General features: G+C 30.2%; 15 protein-coding genes. 14 read left to right on the top strand and 1 reads right to left on the bottom strand.

Annotated features, from left to right (window positions below):
• Positions 1 to 241 precede the first annotated feature (241 nt).
• From dhaB1 to ACJDTP_RS14980, 4 genes are read left to right on the top strand one after another with little or no spacing between them, the layout of a single operon-like run.
• Positions 242 to 2,605, top strand: a complete 2,364-nt coding sequence (gene dhaB1 / locus ACJDTP_RS14995) for a glycyl radical glycerol dehydratase DhaB1 (protein ID WP_271808851.1) — start codon at positions 242 to 244, stop codon at positions 2,603 to 2,605.
• A 26-nt stretch (positions 2,606 to 2,631) separates the two neighbouring features.
• Complete coding sequence (dhaB2, locus tag ACJDTP_RS14990; RefSeq protein ID WP_087702493.1) at positions 2,632 to 3,546, top strand: glycerol dehydratase activator DhaB2; 915 nt, start codon at positions 2,632 to 2,634, stop codon at positions 3,544 to 3,546.
• A 48-nt stretch (positions 3,547 to 3,594) separates the two neighbouring features.
• Entirely contained in the window at positions 3,595 to 4,020 is a 426-nt protein-coding gene (locus ACJDTP_RS14985; RefSeq protein WP_406761691.1) for a GlcG/HbpS family heme-binding protein, read from the top strand.
• Positions 4,021 to 4,048: 28 nt separating this feature from the next.
• Positions 4,049 to 5,206, top strand: coding sequence for an iron-containing alcohol dehydrogenase (locus ACJDTP_RS14980; protein ID WP_406761690.1), 1,158 nt, complete (start codon positions 4,049 to 4,051; stop codon positions 5,204 to 5,206).
• A 189-nt stretch (positions 5,207 to 5,395) separates the two neighbouring features.
• On the opposite strand, the gene ACJDTP_RS14975 is transcribed toward ACJDTP_RS14980, so the two are convergent.
• Entirely contained in the window at positions 5,396 to 6,460 is a 1,065-nt protein-coding gene (locus ACJDTP_RS14975; protein ID WP_023976808.1) for a LacI family DNA-binding transcriptional regulator, read from the bottom strand.
• Positions 6,461 to 6,812: 352 nt separating this feature from the next.
• Here ACJDTP_RS14975 and ACJDTP_RS14970 point away from each other — a divergent pair, with 352 nt between their 5' ends.
• The 10 genes from ACJDTP_RS14970 to ACJDTP_RS14925 all read left to right on the top strand — a co-directional run.
• Positions 6,813 to 7,787, top strand: a complete 975-nt coding sequence (locus ACJDTP_RS14970; protein ID WP_406761689.1) for an ABC transporter permease — start codon at positions 6,813 to 6,815, stop codon at positions 7,785 to 7,787.
• A gap of 1 nt (position 7,788) precedes the next feature.
• The gene (locus ACJDTP_RS14965) at positions 7,789 to 8,697 is read left to right on the top strand and encodes a carbohydrate ABC transporter permease (protein WP_023976806.1); all 909 of its coding nucleotides are present in this window, start codon (positions 7,789 to 7,791) and stop codon (positions 8,695 to 8,697) included.
• 34 nt (positions 8,698 to 8,731) lie between these two features.
• Entirely contained in the window at positions 8,732 to 10,348 is a 1,617-nt protein-coding gene (locus ACJDTP_RS14960) for a type 2 periplasmic-binding domain-containing protein (RefSeq protein WP_023976805.1), read from the top strand.
• A 66-nt stretch (positions 10,349 to 10,414) separates the two neighbouring features.
• Positions 10,415 to 11,902: a glycoside hydrolase family 32 protein gene (locus ACJDTP_RS14955; protein WP_023976804.1), complete on the top strand. Its 1,488-nt coding sequence runs from the start codon at positions 10,415 to 10,417 to the stop codon at positions 11,900 to 11,902.
• Positions 11,903 to 12,062: 160 nt separating this feature from the next.
• The gene (locus ACJDTP_RS14950) at positions 12,063 to 13,010 is read left to right on the top strand and encodes a carbohydrate kinase family protein (protein WP_023976803.1); all 948 of its coding nucleotides are present in this window, start codon (positions 12,063 to 12,065) and stop codon (positions 13,008 to 13,010) included.
• Positions 13,011 to 13,428: 418 nt separating this feature from the next.
• Positions 13,429 to 16,224 carry a sigma-54-dependent transcriptional regulator gene (locus tag ACJDTP_RS14945; protein ID WP_023976802.1) on the top strand — a complete coding sequence of 932 codons (2,796 nt, stop codon included), beginning with the start codon at positions 13,429 to 13,431 and terminating at the stop codon, positions 16,222 to 16,224.
• Between the two features lie 464 nt (positions 16,225 to 16,688).
• Positions 16,689 to 17,105, top strand: a complete 417-nt coding sequence (locus tag ACJDTP_RS14940) for a PTS sugar transporter subunit IIA (RefSeq protein ID WP_031276348.1) — start codon at positions 16,689 to 16,691, stop codon at positions 17,103 to 17,105.
• A 170-nt stretch (positions 17,106 to 17,275) separates the two neighbouring features.
• Positions 17,276 to 17,767, top strand: coding sequence for a mannose/fructose/sorbose PTS transporter subunit IIB (locus ACJDTP_RS14935; RefSeq protein WP_012060035.1), 492 nt, complete (start codon positions 17,276 to 17,278; stop codon positions 17,765 to 17,767).
• 52 nt (positions 17,768 to 17,819) lie between these two features.
• Complete coding sequence (locus tag ACJDTP_RS14930) at positions 17,820 to 18,611, top strand: PTS mannose/fructose/sorbose transporter subunit IIC (protein ID WP_406761688.1); 792 nt, start codon at positions 17,820 to 17,822, stop codon at positions 18,609 to 18,611.
• Between the two features lie 21 nt (positions 18,612 to 18,632).
• Positions 18,633 to 18,757: PTS system mannose/fructose/sorbose family transporter subunit IID (locus ACJDTP_RS14925; RefSeq protein ID WP_406761742.1), on the top strand; the 125-nt coding region annotated here is incomplete at its 3' end.

The raw sequence follows: 18,757 nt of genomic DNA, 5'->3' as shown, positions 1-18,757 counted from the left end.
TAACTTTTAATAAAAATTGAAATTTAAAGAAAACTGTTGCGCACAACAAGGATGTCAAATTTTTAAATTTAGAGGAATCAACAAAAACGTTATCATTAAACAAGAAAATACTAATAAATAAAAAAGTAAGACAAGATAGCAAGAAAGTACAAATATTAAGCAATAAATTTTGTTAAAAATTTATCAATACGATGATAATATTAGATTAAGCCAAGCGAAATTATGATTGGAGGAAATTAGAATGATAAGTAAAGGATTTAGTACCCAAACAGAAAGAATAAATAATTTAAAAGCTCAAATATTAAATGCTAAACCATGTGTAGAGTCAGAGAGAGCAGTATTAATAACAGAATCATTTAAAGAAACAGAAGGGCAGCCGGCAATATTAAGAAGGGCATTGGCTTTAAAGCATATATTGGAAAATATCCCTATAACAATTAGAGAAGAAGAACTTATAGTAGGAAGTTTAACTAAAGAACCAAGATCTTCTCAAGTATTTCCTGAATTTTCTAATAAATGGTTACAAGATGAATTAGATAGACTAGACAAAAGGACTGGAGATGCATTTCAAATTTCAGAAGAAAGTAAAGAAAAATTAAAAGCTGTATTTGAATATTGGAATGGAAAAACAACAAGTGAATTAGCAACTTCATATATGACTGAAGAAACAAGAGAAGCAGTAAATTCTGATGTATTTACTGTAGGAAATTATTACTATAATGGAGTGGGACATGTTTCCGTTAGTTATGAGAAAGTATTAAAAATTGGATTTAATGGGATTATAAATGAAGCAAAGGAACAATTAGAGAAAAATAGAAGTATAGATCCTGATTTTATAAAGAAAGAGAAATTTTTAAATAGTGTTATTATTTCCTGCGAAGCAGCAATAATATATGCAAATAGATATGCTAAAAAGGCTAAAGAGCTTGCAGACAATGCAAATGATTTAAAAAGAAAATCTGAATTAAATGAAATAGCAAAAATCTGTCTAAAGGTTCCAGCAGAAGGAGCAACTTCTTTCTATGAAGCGTGTCAATCATTTTGGTTTGTTCACGCAATAATAAATACAGAATCTAATGGACATTCTATTTCGCCAGCTAGATTTGATCAATATATGTATCCATATTATGAAAATGATGAAAATATAACAGAGGAATTTGCTCAAGAGTTAATAGATTGTATATGGATTAAATTAAATGATATTAATAAAGTAAGAGATGAGATTTCAACTAAGCATTTTGGAGGCTATCCAATGTACCAAAATTTAATCGTTGGAGGGCAAAATTCAGAAGGAAAAGATGCAACAAATAAAATATCATATATGGCATTAGAAGCAGCAGTACATGTTAAATTACCTCAACCATCTCTATCAGTAAGAATATGGAATAAGACTCCAGACGAATTTATGCTTAGAGCAGCAGAATTAACTAGAGAAGGATTAGGACTTCCAGCTTATTATAATGATGAAGTTATTATTCCAGCATTAGTTGCTAGAGGACTTACGTTAGAAGATGCAAGAGACTATGGAATAATTGGATGTGTTGAGCCACAAAAGCCAGGAAAAACAGAAGGATGGCATGATTCAGCATTCTTTAACCTTGCTAGAATAGTAGAGTTAACTATAAATTCTGGATTAGATAAAAATAAACAAATTGGACCTAAAACTCAAAGTTTTGAAGAAATGAAATCTTTTGATGAATTTATGAATGCCTATAAGATTCAAATGGAGTATTTTGTAAAACATATGTGTTGTGCTGATAATTGTATAGATATTGCACATGCAGAAAGAGCACCATTACCTTTCTTGTCATCTATGGTTGATGATTGTATTGGTAGAGGAAAAAGCCTTCAAGATGGTGGGGCAGAATATAACTTTAGTGGACCACAAGGTGTTGGGGTAGCTAATATAGGAGATTCATTAGTTGCTGTTAAAAAAGTTGTGTTTGATGAAAATAAAATTACGCCTTCAGAATTAAAGAAAGCATTAAATAATGATTTTGAAAATGCAGAAGAAATACAAGCATTACTAAAAAAAGCTCCTAAGTTTGGAAATGATATTGATGAAGTTGATGATTTAGCTAGAGAAGGTGCATTAGTATACTGTAGGGAAGTTAATAAATATACAAACCCAAGAGGTGGAAAATTTCAACCAGGATTATATCCATCATCAATAAATGTATACTTTGGAATTTTAACAGGTGCTACTCCAGATGGTAGAAAATCTGGACAACCATTAGCTGATGGGGTTTCTCCATCAAGAGGATGTGATGTGTCTGGCCCTACTGCAGCTTGTAATTCAGTTGCTAAATTGGATCATTTTATAGCTTCAAATGGAACTTTATTCAACCAAAAATTTCATCCATCAGCATTAAAAGGTGATAATGGATTAACAAATGTATCAGCATTGATAAGAAGTTATTTTGATCAAAAAGGTTTTCATGTTCAATTTAATGTAATAGATAAACAAATATTACTTGCAGCACAAAAAAATCCTGAAAAGTACCAAGACTTAATTGTTAGAGTTGCTGGATATAGTGCGCAATTCATTTCTTTAGATAAATCTATACAAAATGATATCATTGCAAGAACAGAACATGTTATGTAAAAAAGTTTCAGAGGGGATAAAAAGTGATGAGTAAAGATATTGAAGGTGTCATATTTAATATACAAAAATTTTCATTACATGATGGACCGGGGATAAGAACTATAGTATTTTTCAAAGGTTGTAATATGTCATGTTTATGGTGTAGTAATCCAGAATCACAAGAAGTTGCTCCTCAAATAATGTTTAATAAAAATTTATGTACTAAATGTGGAAGATGTCAGTCAGTATGTGAAACTTCAGCTATTGATATGAATTCAGTATATAGAATAGATAAAAGTAAATGCATTAAATGTAAAAGATGTGTTGAAAGTTGTTTAAATGGAGCGCTTGTTCTTGAAGGAAAGAAATACAGTGTTGAAGAGATCATTAAAGAATTAAAAAAAGATAGTGTCCAATATAGAAGATCAAATGGTGGAATTACATTATCTGGAGGCGAAGTGTTACTCCAACCTGATTTTGCAGTAGAGCTTTTAAAAGAATGTAAAGCATATGGATGGCATACTGCTATTGAAACAGCAATGTATGTGAATAGTGAAGCCGTAAAAAAGGTAATGCCATATATAGATTTAGCTATGATTGATATAAAGAGTATGAATGATGAAGTTCATAAGAGATTTACAGGCGTAAGCAATAATATTATCTTAAAAAACATCAAATTAAGCGATCAATTGACTAAAGAAATAATAATTAGAATTCCCGTAATTGAAGGATTTAATGCAGATTTACAAAGTATAGGAGAAATAGCTCAATTTTCAAAATCATTAACAAACCTTAAAAGAATTGATCTTCTTCCATACCACAATTATGGAGAAAATAAGTATGAAGCTATTGGAAGAGATTATTTACTAGGTGAATTGAAATCTCCTAGTGAAGATAAAATGGAGAGATTAAAAGCTTTAGTTGAAATTATGGGAATACCTTGCACAATTGGAGCGCAGTAATATTCTGAAGGCGACTAAAAAATATGTCTATGAAAGGAGATGTGAATCTTGAAGAAGTTAAATGAAATAAAACAATTAAGCCTTGATATAGTAAAGGAAATGGCTGTGGCAGCTGAAGCTAAAGCTGCTGAAATGAATGTGCCAATAGTGTTTGCGGCAGTAGATTCAGGGACAAATTTAATGCTTATGCACAGAATGGAGAACGCTTTTATAACAAGTGTTGATATAGCAATCAACAAAGCATTTACTTCAGCAGCATTAAAAATAGGAACTCATGAAGTTACTCCAAGCATTCAGCCAGGAGAAAGTCTTTATGGATTACAATTAACCAATAACTGCAGAATAATACCTTTTGGCGGCGGTTTCCCGATAATAGAAAATGGACAAGTTATTGGAGCCGTGGGAGTAAGCGGAGGAAGTGTTGAAGAAGATATGGCTATAGCAAAGGCTGCAGCAGAAATTTTTAATAAATAATTTTAAAATGAAAAGGAGAATATTTTATATGAGAATGTATGATTATTTAGTACCAAGTGTAAACTTTATGGGAGCAAATTCAGTATCAGTAGTAGGCGAACGATGTAAAATATTAGGTGGAAAAAAAGCATTAATAGTTACAGATAAATTTTTAAGAGACATGGAAGGTGGAGCTGTTGAATTAACAGTTAAATATTTAAAAGAAGCTGGATTAGATGTTGCATATTATGACGGAGTTGAACCGAATCCAAAAGATGTTAATGTTATAGAAGGATTAAAAATATTTAAAAATGAAAATTGTGATATGATAGTAACTGTAGGTGGAGGGAGTTCTCATGATTGTGGTAAAGGAATAGGAATTGCTGCAACACATGAAGGAGATCTTTATGATTACGCTGGAATAGAAACACTTAGCAATCCATTACCACCAATAGTAGCAGTAAATACTACTGCAGGAACTGCTAGTGAAGTAACTCGTCATTGCGTATTAACTAATACAAAGAAAAAAATAAAATTTGTTATAGTTAGCTGGAGAAACTTACCATTAGTTTCTATAAATGATCCAATGCTTATGGTTAAAAAACCAGCAGGATTAACAGCAGCTACAGGAATGGACGCTTTAACTCATGCAATTGAAGCATATGTATCAAAAGATGCAAATCCGGTGACAGATGCTTCAGCAATACAAGCTATTAAACTAATATCACAAAATTTAAGACAAGCTGTAGCTTTAGGAGAAAATCTTGAAGCAAGAGAAAACATGGCTTATGCATCATTGTTAGCTGGAATGGCGTTTAATAATGCCAATTTAGGATATGTACATGCAATGGCTCACCAATTAGGTGGATTATATGATATGCCACATGGTGTTGCTAATGCTATGCTTTTACCTCATGTTGAACGTTATAATATGATATCAAATCCTAAGAAATTTGCGGATATAGCAGAATTTATGGGAGAAAATATTTCAGGTCTTTCAATAATAGAAGCAGCAGAAAAAGCTATAGATGCTATGTTTAGACTTTCAAAAGACGTTGGAATCCCAGCAAGTTTGAAAGAAATGGGAATTAAAGAAGAAGATTTTGAACATATGGCAGAACTAGCTCTTTTAGATGGAAATGCATTTAGTAATCCAAGAAAAGGAAATGAAAGAGATATCGTAAATATATTTAAAGCTGCTTATTAATATTTCAATTTATGGAATCTTCTAATCAAGAAATTTCACTAATGGAAACTTTATTGAAGTTTACGACTATATTTGAAAGACGATTGATAAGATATTTTTGTAATCTTATATATTTTATTTAATATAAAACTGCCCTATAAAGATGGACTTTTATTAAATTGTTTATCTTTATAGGGTATTTTTAATTGGTTAAAAGTTAATCTTATTCAGTAAGTTCCCAGTAGATTCCCTAAACTTAGGTGAAGTACGAACATGGATTGTTCTAAATGGAATGGATGGATTATCTATTCTTGAAAGTAACAAATCTGCGGCAATATCTCCCATCTCATAACTTGGGATACTAACAGTAGTGAGATGAGGTTCAATTATTTTTGATTCCATTGAATCATCAAATCCACATACTAAAATATCATCAGGTACAGAAATATTTTTATGTTTTAGAGCTCTTATGACATTAATTGCAATAAAATCGTTTGCGCATACAAGAACTTGAGGAAGAACTGAAAGGTTCATTATCTTGTTACCAAGCCATTCAGGATCAGCATAAGGTTCTTTGTCGTTTTCGATAATAGAATTATTAATATCAAATGAGAGTTTTGAATCTAATAGAGCAGAGCAATAACCCTTCCAACGTTCGTAAAAACTCTCACAATGATATATATCGCCTACAAACCCTATATTTGTTTTATTATTATTAATTAGGGTTTTAATAATATTATAAGTACTATGGAAATTTTCCATTAAAAGAATATCAGCATTTACGGGTTTACTGTTGTGGGTGCTAGGTGAATCGATAAATAGTGTAGGAATGTCTAATCCACATATAAGCTCACTATAATTTTTATCAAACATTTCTATGCATATTATGCCATCAACCAACTCAGGTTTAAAGTTCGATGGTAAGCTTGAGGAATTTAATTCATTATCACGAACAACATACATAGACAATCTATAGCCAAGAGTGCTCATCTTTTCTTCAAAACCTGATAAAAGATGAGATCCAAAATGGGAACTGTTTGGCATACTGCTTGTTAATAGTGCAATTTCTTTATTTAAAGATGAATTGGGAGAAATGGATGATACATTGTTTACATATGCAAATTGTTTGTAACCCATTTCAATTGCCTTTTGAATAATTTTAGATTTTGTAGCTTCTGCTAATGTTCCAGTATTATTTAAAGCTTTAGAAACTGTATTCCTTGAAATCCCCAATTCATCGGCTATATCTTGAACCGTTATTTTCTTATTTAGCATTATTAAAGGCTCCTTTCTTTGTCATATAAAATCTGTATCAATATTTTAAGTATTGTTATTGACATTAGTATAACAAATGAAGTGACAAATGTAAAATAAAATAATTATATATACATAAATGCTGGCAAATAAAAAGAGATATAATATATTTTGTGTGCAAATGTAAAAACGCAGTGATGATAAAATGTAATATTTATATTGACAAATGTAATGAAAATCTGGTAATATCTATTTATAAATTAAAGATAAGGTTTACAAAAAAGATTTAACAAGCAGAGTGGATTTGTAAAGGTAAATTGAGTTTGTGTTACAAATGTAAAAAATAAATAATAAAATGAAAGGGGAAATAAGTTTGAATGGGGTAAAAAGTACAAGATTTAATTTTAACAGATTAGATGGTGGAGATCCTATTATTAATAAAAAGAACTCTAAAATACATAGTAAGTTAAAGTATATCAAAAAGAATTATCAATTATATCTGTTCTTCACGCTACCGCCACTAATACTGTTAATTATTTTTAAGTATATTCCTATGGGAGGAGTACTAATTGCATTTGAAGATTATAGTGCTATTTCGGGAGTTTTCCATAGTCAGTGGGTAGGATTAAAACATTTTGAAAGATTTTTATCTTCCCCAGATTTTATGACTTTGTTAATGAATACTTTAAAGGTAAGTTTATATGGAATATTGTGGGGATTCCCGTTACCGATTATACTTTCTTTACTTTTAGCAAGAATAAAGAGTGAGGGAATTAAGAAAAAGATTCAATTAATTTTGTATGCTCCTAATTTTATTTCTGTAATAGTAATTTCAGGTATGATTATAGTTTTCTTATCACCGATTGGGCCAGTTAATCAATTTTTTGGAACTGCTACAAACTTTATGGCAATGCCTAGTGCATTTCGGACTATATATGTAGCTAGTTCAGTTTGGCAGGCAACTGGTTGGGCATCAATTATTTATACAGCAGCTCTTTCAAATGCAAGTCAAGAATTAACAGAAGCAGCTGTTATAGATGGAGCGAATATTTTTCAACAAATTTTGAATGTTGATTTACCAGCAATTAAGCCAATTATGGTTATTCAATTTATTTTATCAGCAGGAAATATTATGAGTGTAGGTTTTGAAAAAGCATTAGCTTTGCAAACAGATTTGAATTTACCAACTTCAGAAATTTTACCAACTTATGTTTATAAAATGGGTCTTCTAAATGGAGATTATAGTTTTTCAACAGCCGTAGGTTTGTTTAATTCAGTTATTAATATAGTTTTATTAATAGTTGTGAATTCAATTGTTAAAAAATTAAATGAAGGAGAAGGAATATAAGATGAATATAAAAATGAAAATGAAAAAATTCAAAAAATTATCATTTTCTGATAAATCTATTACAATAAGTGGTTATGTAGGCGTAATACTTTTTGTATTAGCTATTATTATACCACTTATATATATAGTTGTTGCTTCTTTTATGGATCCCAATACATTAAACAATCAAGGAATAACATTTGATTTTAGTAAATGGTCAATAGAAGGATATACAAGAGTATTTAAAGACGATATGCTTTTAAGAGGATTTTTAAATTCCGTATTCTATTCTACTGCTTATGCGGTAATTTCAGTTGGAGCCACACTTTTAGCTGCATACCCATTATCTAGACCAGATTTTGTGGGGAAAAAAATTATTACTACTTTATATATTATTACTATGTTTTTTGGCGGAGGGTTGATGCCAACATATCTTTTGGTTGACAATCTAAAGCTTCTTAACACAGTGTGGGCGATTTTACTTCCAGGTGCAATTAATGTATGGAATATTATACTGGCAAGAACTTATTTTCAAAGCTTACCAAAAGAGTTAAGAGAAGCATCTGCTATAGATGGTGCAAGTGATATTACACATTTCTTTAAAATAATGATTCCAGTATGTAAACCAATTATTGCAGTATTACTTTTATATCAATTTGTAGCTCAATGGAATAGTTACTTTGATGCTATGATTTATTTAGATGATACTAAATTGCAACCTCTGCAATTAGTAATTAGATCAATCTTAATTCAAAATACACCAAGACCTGGTATGATTGCAGATGTTCAAAGTGCAGCAGCAATGGCTAAAATGGCACAATTGCTAAAATACTCCACTATTGTTGTTTCAAGTTTACCTTTACTAGTTATGTATCCATTTTTCCAAAAGTATTTTGATAAGGGAATAATGGCAGGATCAGTGAAGGGATAAAAAAATATATATAGAAAAAGGATGGGGAAATAATATGAGGAAAAATAAAATTAGAAAGTTGGTTAGTATTTCTTTAGCTATGTTAACAGTATTATCATTTACAGCATGTAGTAGCTCAAGCAAGAAAACAGATACAGCTACATTAAAGGATGTTTCATTTCCATTAAAAGAAACAGCTACTTTAAAAATGCTTACAAGTGCGCCATCAATTTCGACTCAAGACCCAAATGAAAGAATTATTTTTCAAAGATTAGAGAAAGAAACAAATGTGCATATCGATTGGACGTGCTATACAGATGATCAATTTCCTGATAAAAAGAATTTAGCATTATCAAAAAAAGATACACTTCCAGATGTAGTATTTAATGCTGGTATGAACAATAATGATTTACTTCGTTATTCAAAACAAGGAGTTATTATTCCAGTTGAAGATTTAATAACAAAATATATGCCAAATTTATCAAAAGTTCTAGAAGAAAAACCAGAGTATAAGAAAATGATTACTGCACCTGATGGTCATATTTATTCATTCCCATGGATAGAGGAATTAGGAAGTGGAAAGGAAGCTATTCAAGCTGTTGGAGATATTCCATGGATAAATAAAAAATGGCTTGATGAATTAGGTCTTCAAGTACCAAAAACAACTGATGAATTAGTTACAGTTTTAAAAGCATTTAAAGATAAACACCCTGAAGGGAAAACAGATGTAATTCCAATGTCATTTATTATTAATGCTGTTGGCGGAAATGAAGATCCAGGATTTATACTTGGGGCTTTTGGATTGGGAGACAATGGAGATCATTATATGGTGACTAATGATAAGAAAGTTGTATATTCAACTACTCAAGATGGATATAAAGAAGGTATCAAGTGGCTTCACAAGCTTCAAGAAGAAGGTCTTATAGATCCAGAAGCATTTACTCAAAAGTGGGATACTTTTGTAGCAAAAGGAAAAAATGATCGTTACGGTATGTTTTTCACTTGGGATAAAGCTAATATAGCTGCAAACAAAGATGATTATATTCCACTTCCAGCACTTGCAGGTCCTAATGGAACTGTTAATGCTACTAGATCAAATGGATATGGGTTTGATTTAGGAAGATGTGTTGTAACATCGGCAAATAAAAATTTAGAATTAACAGCAAAATGGATAGATAAGTTATATGATCCTCTTCAATCAATACAAGATAACTGGGGAACATATGGTGATGAGAAAAATCAAAATGTATTTGAGTTAACAGAAAATAAAACTTTAAAGCATTTACAATTAGGTACAGCATCACCATGGGAAGTTCGTGCAAATCAATTTGTTTCAGGACCATTAGCAGTTCTTGATAGTTATTATGGAAAGTATACAACATCTCCAGATGATGCCCAAGAAAGATTAGATATACTTCATAAAACTTATGTTAAAGATATGAAAGCTGATTACAATTATCCACCTGTATTTATGTCTCAAGAAGATATAGAAAAACTTACTCAATATGAAACAGCAGTAAAGGCATATACAGAACGTAAGAAAGCTGAATGGATTTTAAATGGTGGAATAGATGAAGAATGGGACTCTTATTTAAAAGAAATGGATGATCAAGGTTTATCAAAAATATTAGAAATTAAACAAAAATATTTAGATGCATACTTTGCAAAATAAAAAACTTATATAAGCGGCTTGTATGGTCGCTTATATAATATTTAAGATAATTGAAAGGAAATGATTATGAATAATGTAGTGAGAAATAGTAGTGAAATTTTAAATAAAGCAAGAGTTTTTGAAGAAGAATCTATAAAGAGTATACCAAAAGAGCAGAGGCCATTGTTTCATTTATCATCACCAGTCGGCTGGATTAACGATCCAAATGGATTTTCTAAATTTGCAAAGGAGTATCATCTTTTTTATCAATATTATCCATACGATACTAAATGGGGACCAATGCATTGGGGGCATAGTAAGACAAAGGACTTTATAAAGTGGGAGCAGTTACCAACAGCTCTTGCGCCAGATCAGGAATATGATATGGGAGGATGTTTTTCTGGAAGTGCAGTAGAGTCAGATGGAAAGCAAATACTCATGTATACTGGAGTGTTGGACAAAGTTCAAAAAGATGGGGCTCATATAATTAGACAAACTCAATGTATTGCAATTGGAGATGGAGTAAATTATGAAAAGCTAACTTGTAATCCTGTGATAACAAGTTATTCTCTACCAGAAGGTAGTAATTTAGAAGACTTCAGAGATCCTAAGATATGGAAAGAAGATGATGGTTTTTATGCTGTAGTAGCTAGCAGGCATGCTGATGGAAGCGGACAAATTCTTTTATATAAATCAAGTGATTTGAAAGAATGGAGCTTTGTTTGTATTCTGGATAGAAGTAAAAATGAGATAGGTAGCATGTGGGAATGTCCAGACTTTTTTAATATTGATGGAAATAATATCATGATCATTTCACCAATGGAAGTAAAGGCGAATGGACTAAAATTCCATAATGGACATAATACGGTGTACTTAATTGGAAAATATGATAAGGAAAATCATACGTTTAATAGAGAAGATTATGGAACTATAGATTTTGGTTTGGATTTTTATGCTCCTCAAACTCTAGAAGCAGAAGATGGAAGAAGAATTATGATAGGATGGATGCAATCATGGGAAAATAATATTGTTCCAAGTGACTTTAAGTGGTGCGGAATGATGAGCATTCCTAGAGAACTAACAATAAAGGATGGAAAGCTAATCCAAAATCCAATTAGAGAAATTAGGAATTATTATAAGAATTCTGTTAAATACGAGAATGTATTAATTAAAGATAATGTGGAGTTAGAAGGTATATCAGGAAGAGAATTAGATATGACTCTGGAAATTGATGGTTCAAATTGCGAAGAGTTTATAATTAAAATTGCTAAAAATAATGACTATGAAACATTAGTTACTTTTGATCCAAGAAAAGATATCATTTCATTTGATAGAAGTTATTCAGGGAAACTTTGTGATTCCTTACATAAGAGAGAAATGAATATAAGAAATCAAAATGGAAAGATTAAACTAAGATTAATTATAGATAAATACTCTGTTGAAATATTTGCAAATGATGGCGAACAAGTAATGACATCTACTTTTTATACTAACTTAGATGCAACAGATATTTCGTTTTGTGCTAAGGGTGAAGCAAAAGTAAGTATTGAAAAGCATAGTATTGTTTTAAATTAAGGATTATATTTAGATGTGTTTAAAAAAGCGACTAAATTAGGTTTTATAATTTAGCCACTTTTAAGTACATAGATAAGTGGAAAATTTCAAATAAATGTTAGTTTTTAAAGTGAATTTCTATAGTTTAATGAATATAAACTAAGATATATGGAGGAGTAAGATGAGTAAAAATATTTTTTGTATAGGAGAGCTTTTAATTGACATGGTTTGTGTTGATAATAAAGGATTAAAAGATGGAGAAAAGTTCGAGAAAAAAGCAGGTGGGGCGCCAGCAAATGTTGCAGCATGCATTTCTAAATTAGATGGAAATGCTTATTTTTTAGGACAAGTTGGTGATGACTACTTTGGAAAACATTTAATAGAATTGTTAAAAGATTTAAATATAAATACAGAAATGGCAGTAGAAAAAAGTAGTACAACAATAGCGCTAGTTGGTATAGATAAAAATGGTGAGCGTAATTTTGATTTTCTAAGAGGCAGTGATGGAGAATATTCATTTAATAATATTAATTTATCAAAAATAGATAACTCAGATATCATTCATTTTGGTTCCGCTACAGGATTTTTAGAAGGTGAATTAAAGAAAACATATTTTAAATTATTGGAATATGCAAAATCAAATAATATATATGTATCTTTTGACCCTAATTATCGTGATGCATTAATAACGCCAGATAAATTAGAAATGTTTGTTGAAGATAGTATTAAGTTCATAAGAGAAAGCGATTTTACTAAATTGAGTGATGAAGAACTTTTTCTATTAACTAAGGAAAAAGATATAACAACAGGAGTTAATAAACTACATGAATTAGGCGTTAAGGTTGTAACTATTACGCTAGGATCTAAAGGGACGTATCTAAGTGTTGGTGGACAGAATGGAATAATTCCATCCATTAAAATTAAGCAAGTAGATTCAACTGGTGCTGGAGATGCATTTGTTGGAGCTGTATTAAAACAAGTATCTGATATTGAGAATAAACAAAATATAAGCTTTGAAGAATGGAAAGACATAATTACATTTGCTAATAAAGTAGGTGCTATTACATGTACAAATTATGGAGCAATAGCATCAATGCCTATTTTAAGTGAAGTAAGAAATTTATTTTAATATATATTGCAATAATAAATTTATATTTAAACTTCTAATGAGCAAAGTACTCAGCTAGGTCAAAAATTTAGAGGCTCAATTATAACATATATATTAGTGTGAAAAAATATAACAAATAATATTAGAGTGTAATTGTACTAAAAAATAATAGAAAAAGTGTGTTAATGAAAGTCTGTATTGTGTAAATTAAAAAGAAGAGTGTAAAGAGTAAATATTTTTATTAAGTGAAGCTGGTTTAAGCTTAAATTTATTATAATATGCTTTATTTACACTCTTGTTTGGTACAATAATTGCTTTGAATAAGAAATTAGGTAAGTATTTAGTTGGAAATTTAAATAGAAGTGTTATTTATAGATTTGGATATATAATGGTAAGTACTAAAAATTAAAACTAGGGATTAGAGGAAAGTGATAATGCTATGAAGCAAATTGATAAGATTTATAAGTATATATTATCAAATTCTAGGGAATTTACTAAAGAAAAATTATTTAAAATTAAGGGATTTAGTGCGCAGCAAGTTGCTGAACACTTGGGGATATTAAGGAGTAATGCTTCCAGAGAACTTAATATTCTTTGTAGAGAAAAGAAAATAATTAAAATTAAAAATAGACCTGTTCTATATTTTGATAGAGAGCAGTTTATTAGAATATTAAATGTAAACTTAAATGATAAATGTGAAGAAGGTATAGAAATTAATGATTTTATCAATTTGTTAGAGGAAAAAGAAGATAAATCACCTTTCGACTCGCTAATAGGATTTAATACAAGTTTGAAAAATCAAATAGAACAAGCAAAGGCTGCTTTATTATACCCACCAAATGGGTTGCATACCCTAATAATTGGTAGTACTGGTGTTGGTAAAAGTTTATTTGCTAATATGATGTACAAATACTATAAAAATATAAAACAGTCACAAAAAGATCCGCCATTTATAATATTTAATTGTGCTGATTATTCTAATAATCCTCAACTTCTTCTATCACATATATTTGGACATGTCAAAGGTGCGTTTACAGGAGCTGAAAAAGAAAAGGAAGGGATTGTTGAAAAAGCTGATGGAGGTATATTGTTTCTAGATGAGATACATAGATTACCACCAGAAGGGCAGGAAATGGTATTTTACTTTATGGATACGGGAACCTATAACAAATTAGGCGAAACAGATAGACAGCATAAAGCGAATGTGCTATTGATTGGAGCTACAACAGAGGATCCAAGTTCTACGCTACTTAAGACTTTTATTAGAAGGATTCCTATAACAATAACTATTCCACCTTTTGATGAAAGACCTGTTAATGAAAAAATAGAGCTTGTACAATATTTGATTTCCAAAGAAGCACAGAGAGTGAACAAAACTATTAAGATTTCGTCGGAAGCAATTAAAGCTCTCATAGGCAGTACCAATTATGGAAATGTAGGACAGCTAAAATCTAATATACAATTGGTTTGTGCAAAGGGCTTTTTTAATTGTATTAACACAAATAAGGACATTGAAATAAATTTAAGTACGCTACCTCCAAATATAAAAAGCGGAATATTAGCTTTTGGAAATCAAACTAAAGATAAAACAACTATGTGGAATATCATCCCTAACAATATCACTATTCAGCCAGATGGCAATAGAAAATTCTTAGAAACAGAGGATTATGAAACACCATTTAATATTTATAGAATAATAGAGAGTAAAACTTCTGTGCTTCAAGAAGAGGGCATGAATGATGAAGAAATAAAGAGATTTATTACTACAGACATTAGCATTCATTTAAAACAATTTTATGATAGATTTAATAATGATATAAGTCGTAGAGAAGGCCTATTAAAGATTGTTGATAAAAATATTGTGGAATTTTCAGAAAAGATAAAAATACTAGCTGAAAATAGATTAAATAGAAAATTGAATGAAAGATTTATTTATGCAACAAGTCTTCACTTTAGCGCACTATTTAATAGGATTAAGAAGAATACTGTTTCTTATGAGTCCAATATTGATTTATCGATATCAATTGAAAGTAAAGAATATGAGGTTGCTAAAGAAATCCATGCACTTATTGAGAAGAACTTTAACCTAAGTATACCTAATGTTGAGATCGAATATTTAGCATTATTATTAAATTCAATACAAGAATCATCTCGTCAAGAAAGAGTTGGAATTGTAGTAGCATCACATGGATCAGGAATTGCAAGTAGCATGGTTAATGTAGCTAAAAAGCTATTTGAAGCTGATAATATTCTTGCTGTTGATATGCCTCTTGAAAGAGCACCATCAGATGTTTTAGATAATGTTATAGAAAAAGTTAAGGAAGTTGATGAGGGAAAAGGCGTATTGCTTTTAGTAGATATGGGATCTTTGAATAGTTTTGCAGATGTTATTACAGAAAAGACAGGAATAAACATAAAAAGTATTGATATGGTTTCAACGCCACTAGTTCTAGAAGCTGTTAGAAAGTGTTCCGTTTGTGACGCTGATTTAAATTCAGTATATTCGTATTTACTTACTGATTTTAGGGGATACACTAATAATATTAACACTCAAGCAATTCAAGAAACTAAGGAAAAAAATAAGGTTATGATTACTGTATGTTCTACTGGAAAAGGGGCAGCTATAAAGCTTAAGGAGTTGGTAGAAACTGTTACAAATAATATAGGTGTTAAGAATGTTAATATTATTTCACTTGGGCTTACGAACTTAACTAAGTCAATTAAGAATATTCAGGAAGAAAATAATATTCTGGCTATTATAGGTATTGCAAATCCTAATCTTGGAATTCCATTTATATCTATAGAACAATTAATCGATGGAACAGGGGAGAATATATTAATAAGTATTATCCAAGGTAAAAAGATAGAAGCTATAAAAAATACAGGAGATAAGCAAATAATATTTGAAAATATTTGTAAAGAAACCATTGCCGAGTTTATAACATTTCTTAATCCACAAAAGATCTATTCCCTATTAAATGAATTCTTGAATTGTACTGAAAGGTTATTGAGTGAAAAATTTGAAAATCCAGTTAAATTACGAATCATGTTTCATGTTGCATGCGCATTGGAGAGAATGTTGCTGAATAATGGACTAGTATATGATGAATGTGATACAAGTTTTGACAAAAAAATTATAGAAGCATTAAAACAAGCTAGTTTGATTTTCAAAAATGCATTATCAATAAATCTAACAGATGATGAAATATATTATATTGCTGATATAATTGGATGAAACTTGGTTTAGTATAGGACTTTAACTAAAACATTAAATTTTAATTAGTATATATGTTGTGATAATGATTTTAAGATCAAAACTCTATTAAGCTGAGTGCATGATTAAAACCAGGATTTGGAAACTTAATCGCAATATATAAAAAAATTATGACTTGAAAATATGAAATTTAAAAGTTAACTGCCATTAATACATGGATCTAAAAGGATCGTGTGTTAGTGGCATTTAATTTTTATATACATGTGTGTTAATTCTACAAAATTATTTAATAAACTGTGTTAAATGTGATTTGAAGTATGTAAATCTTAAACTCATAGTGTAATTAAAAATATTTAAATATCAAAAAAAGGTAGTTATAGCCTTAGTTTTGGATGATTTTTTTATTTACATCCTTAGTTGGCATAGGAATTGCTATGTATATAAATATAAAAATAATATATGTAGCAAGAAAGGATGATAAAGTAATGATCTCAGTAATTATAGGTACCCATGGTATATTTTCAGAGGAGATTCTTAAATCAGCAGAAATGATTTTTGGAGATCAGGAAAATGTAGGTGCCGTTACATTTAAACCAGGTGAAGGGATTGAGTCACTTGTAGAAAAATATAACACTCTTATAAAAGAGTTAGATTCAACAGACGGAGTACTATTTATGGTAGATCTGTTTGGAGGAAGCCCGTTTAATGCGGCAAGCATAATCGCAATGCAACATGAGAATATGGAAATTGTAGCAGGTGTTAATCTGCCAATGATTTTAGAGGTTCTAGGAAGCAGAGATTTTTCAAGCATAACCGAATTGTTAAGAGTAGCAGAAAACTCTGGAAAAGAGTCTATAAAAGTTTTAACTAAAAATATCAATATAGATGAAGAAATTATATAAGTATTCCAGATAACTGCATTTTTAGTTCCATAATTATAATAGGTAAAGTTAATTGAGAATGCTAATACATAAGTTCTTTGGAAAATAATATTGAAAATTTATGCAACAAGTTATATCAATATAAGCGCAATTTAAGTAAATATAAAAATTAAAAGATAGGAGATAAAAAAATGGAAATTAGCTTTGTAAGAATAGATGACAGATTAATACATGGACAAGTAGCAACAGTTTGGACTAAGGAGAGTGGGTGTAACAGAATATTTGCCTGCAGTGATGAAGTTGCAGCAGATGATTTAAGAAAACAATTAGTAATTCAAGTAGCGCCTCCAGGAATTAAAGCATATGTGCTTCCAATAGCTAAAGCAATTGAAGCATATAATAATCCTAAATTTGACAGTTTTAAAACTTTATTCTTATTTACAAACCCTACAGATGTATTAAGAATGGTTGAAGGCGGAGTACCTATTAAATCTGTAAACGTTGGAGGAATGTGCTATAAGGCTGGTGATAAACAGGTTACAAATGCATTATGTATGAATGATATTGATATTGAGGCGTTTAAAAAGCTTAATGAAAAAGGTATCGAATTAGAGGTAAGGAAACTAGCAAAAGATACTAAGATAAACTTAATGGACAGATTAAAGGAATTACAATTTATATAAGCATATAAAAACTTTTTTATATAAATCAAAAAAAGAAAGAGAGGAATTATAAATGAGCACTTTACAATTAATTTTATTAGTAATAGTTGCAGCAATTACTGGTATGGCAAGTGTACTTGATGAGGCACAGTTCCACAGACCAATAATTGCATGTACACTAGTAGGCCTTGTACTAGGGGATATTAAAACAGGAATTATACTAGGTGGAACACTTGAAATGTTAGCATTAGGATGGATGAATGTCGGTGCAGCTATGGCACCAGATGCAGCACTTGCAAGTGTAATTTCAGCAATACTTGTTATAATTGGTAAACAGTCAATTGGAGCAGGTATAGCAGTAGCAGTACCAATTGCAGCTGCAGGACAAGTTCTTACTATATTTGTGAGAACAATAACTGTATTTTTCCAACACTTAGCTGATAAATATGCTGAAAAGGGTAACACAAGAGGAATAGAAATGTGTCATATACTAGGGTTATCACTTCAAGCAATACGTGTAGCCATTCCAGCAGCTATAGTAGGAGTACTTGCAGGAACAGATGCAGTAAATGCGGCACTTGCAGCCATACCACAAGTTATTACAAGAGGACTTCAAGTATCAGGTGGATTTATAGTAGTTGTTGGTTATGCAATGGTAATGAATATGATGAATAGTAAGTCATTACTACCATTCTTCTTCATTGGATTCCTACTAGCAGCATTTACGAACTTCAATTTAATTGGTTTTGGTGCTGTAGGTGTTATTGCAGCAATATTCCATATAAAATCAATAGCTAATGAAGGTAAAGTAGCAGTAGCTGGAACTAGAAGTATTGATGATATTGATGATTCAGACTTAATGTAATTACAGAAAGGAGATAAAATAATGAGTGAAAAGAAATTAAATAAAAGTGATATAGTAAAAATGTTTATTCGTTCAAATTTCTTATTGGGATCATTTAATTTTGAAAGAATGCAAGCAATAGGTTTTTGTGTTACATTAATTCCAGC

The sequence above is a fragment of the Candidatus Clostridium helianthi genome (genome assembly GCF_045310795.1).
GTDB classification, from domain to species: domain Bacteria; phylum Bacillota; class Clostridia; order Clostridiales; family Clostridiaceae; genus Clostridium; species Clostridium helianthi.
The sequence above is the reverse complement of the archived record's forward strand: the minus strand, read 5'-3'. Positions and strand labels throughout refer to the sequence as shown.

Excerpts from the sequence above, each read along its gene's own strand:
- ACJDTP_RS14960 (WP_023976805.1), top strand. The coding sequence starts at position 8,732 with ATGAGGAAAAATAAAATTAGAAAGTTGGTTAGTATTTCTTTAGCTATG.
- ACJDTP_RS14955 (WP_023976804.1), top strand. The coding sequence starts at position 10,415 with ATGAATAATGTAGTGAGAAATAGTAGTGAAATTTTAAATAAAGCAAGA.
- dhaB1 (WP_271808851.1), top strand. The coding sequence starts at position 242 with ATGATAAGTAAAGGATTTAGTACCCAAACAGAAAGAATAAATAATTTA.
- ACJDTP_RS14980 (WP_406761690.1), top strand. The coding sequence starts at position 4,049 with ATGAGAATGTATGATTATTTAGTACCAAGTGTAAACTTTATGGGAGCA.
- ACJDTP_RS14940 (WP_031276348.1), top strand. The coding sequence starts at position 16,689 with ATGATCTCAGTAATTATAGGTACCCATGGTATATTTTCAGAGGAGATT.
- ACJDTP_RS14950 (WP_023976803.1), top strand. The coding sequence starts at position 12,063 with ATGAGTAAAAATATTTTTTGTATAGGAGAGCTTTTAATTGACATGGTT.
- ACJDTP_RS14935 (WP_012060035.1), top strand. The coding sequence starts at position 17,276 with ATGGAAATTAGCTTTGTAAGAATAGATGACAGATTAATACATGGACAA.
- ACJDTP_RS14965 (WP_023976806.1), top strand. The coding sequence starts at position 7,789 with ATGAATATAAAAATGAAAATGAAAAAATTCAAAAAATTATCATTTTCT.
- ACJDTP_RS14975 (WP_023976808.1), bottom strand. The coding sequence starts at position 6,460 with ATGCTAAATAAGAAAATAACGGTTCAAGATATAGCCGATGAATTGGGG.
- dhaB2 (WP_087702493.1), top strand. The coding sequence starts at position 2,632 with ATGAGTAAAGATATTGAAGGTGTCATATTTAATATACAAAAATTTTCA.
- ACJDTP_RS14930 (WP_406761688.1), top strand. The coding sequence starts at position 17,820 with ATGAGCACTTTACAATTAATTTTATTAGTAATAGTTGCAGCAATTACT.
- ACJDTP_RS14945 (WP_023976802.1), top strand. The coding sequence starts at position 13,429 with ATGAAGCAAATTGATAAGATTTATAAGTATATATTATCAAATTCTAGG.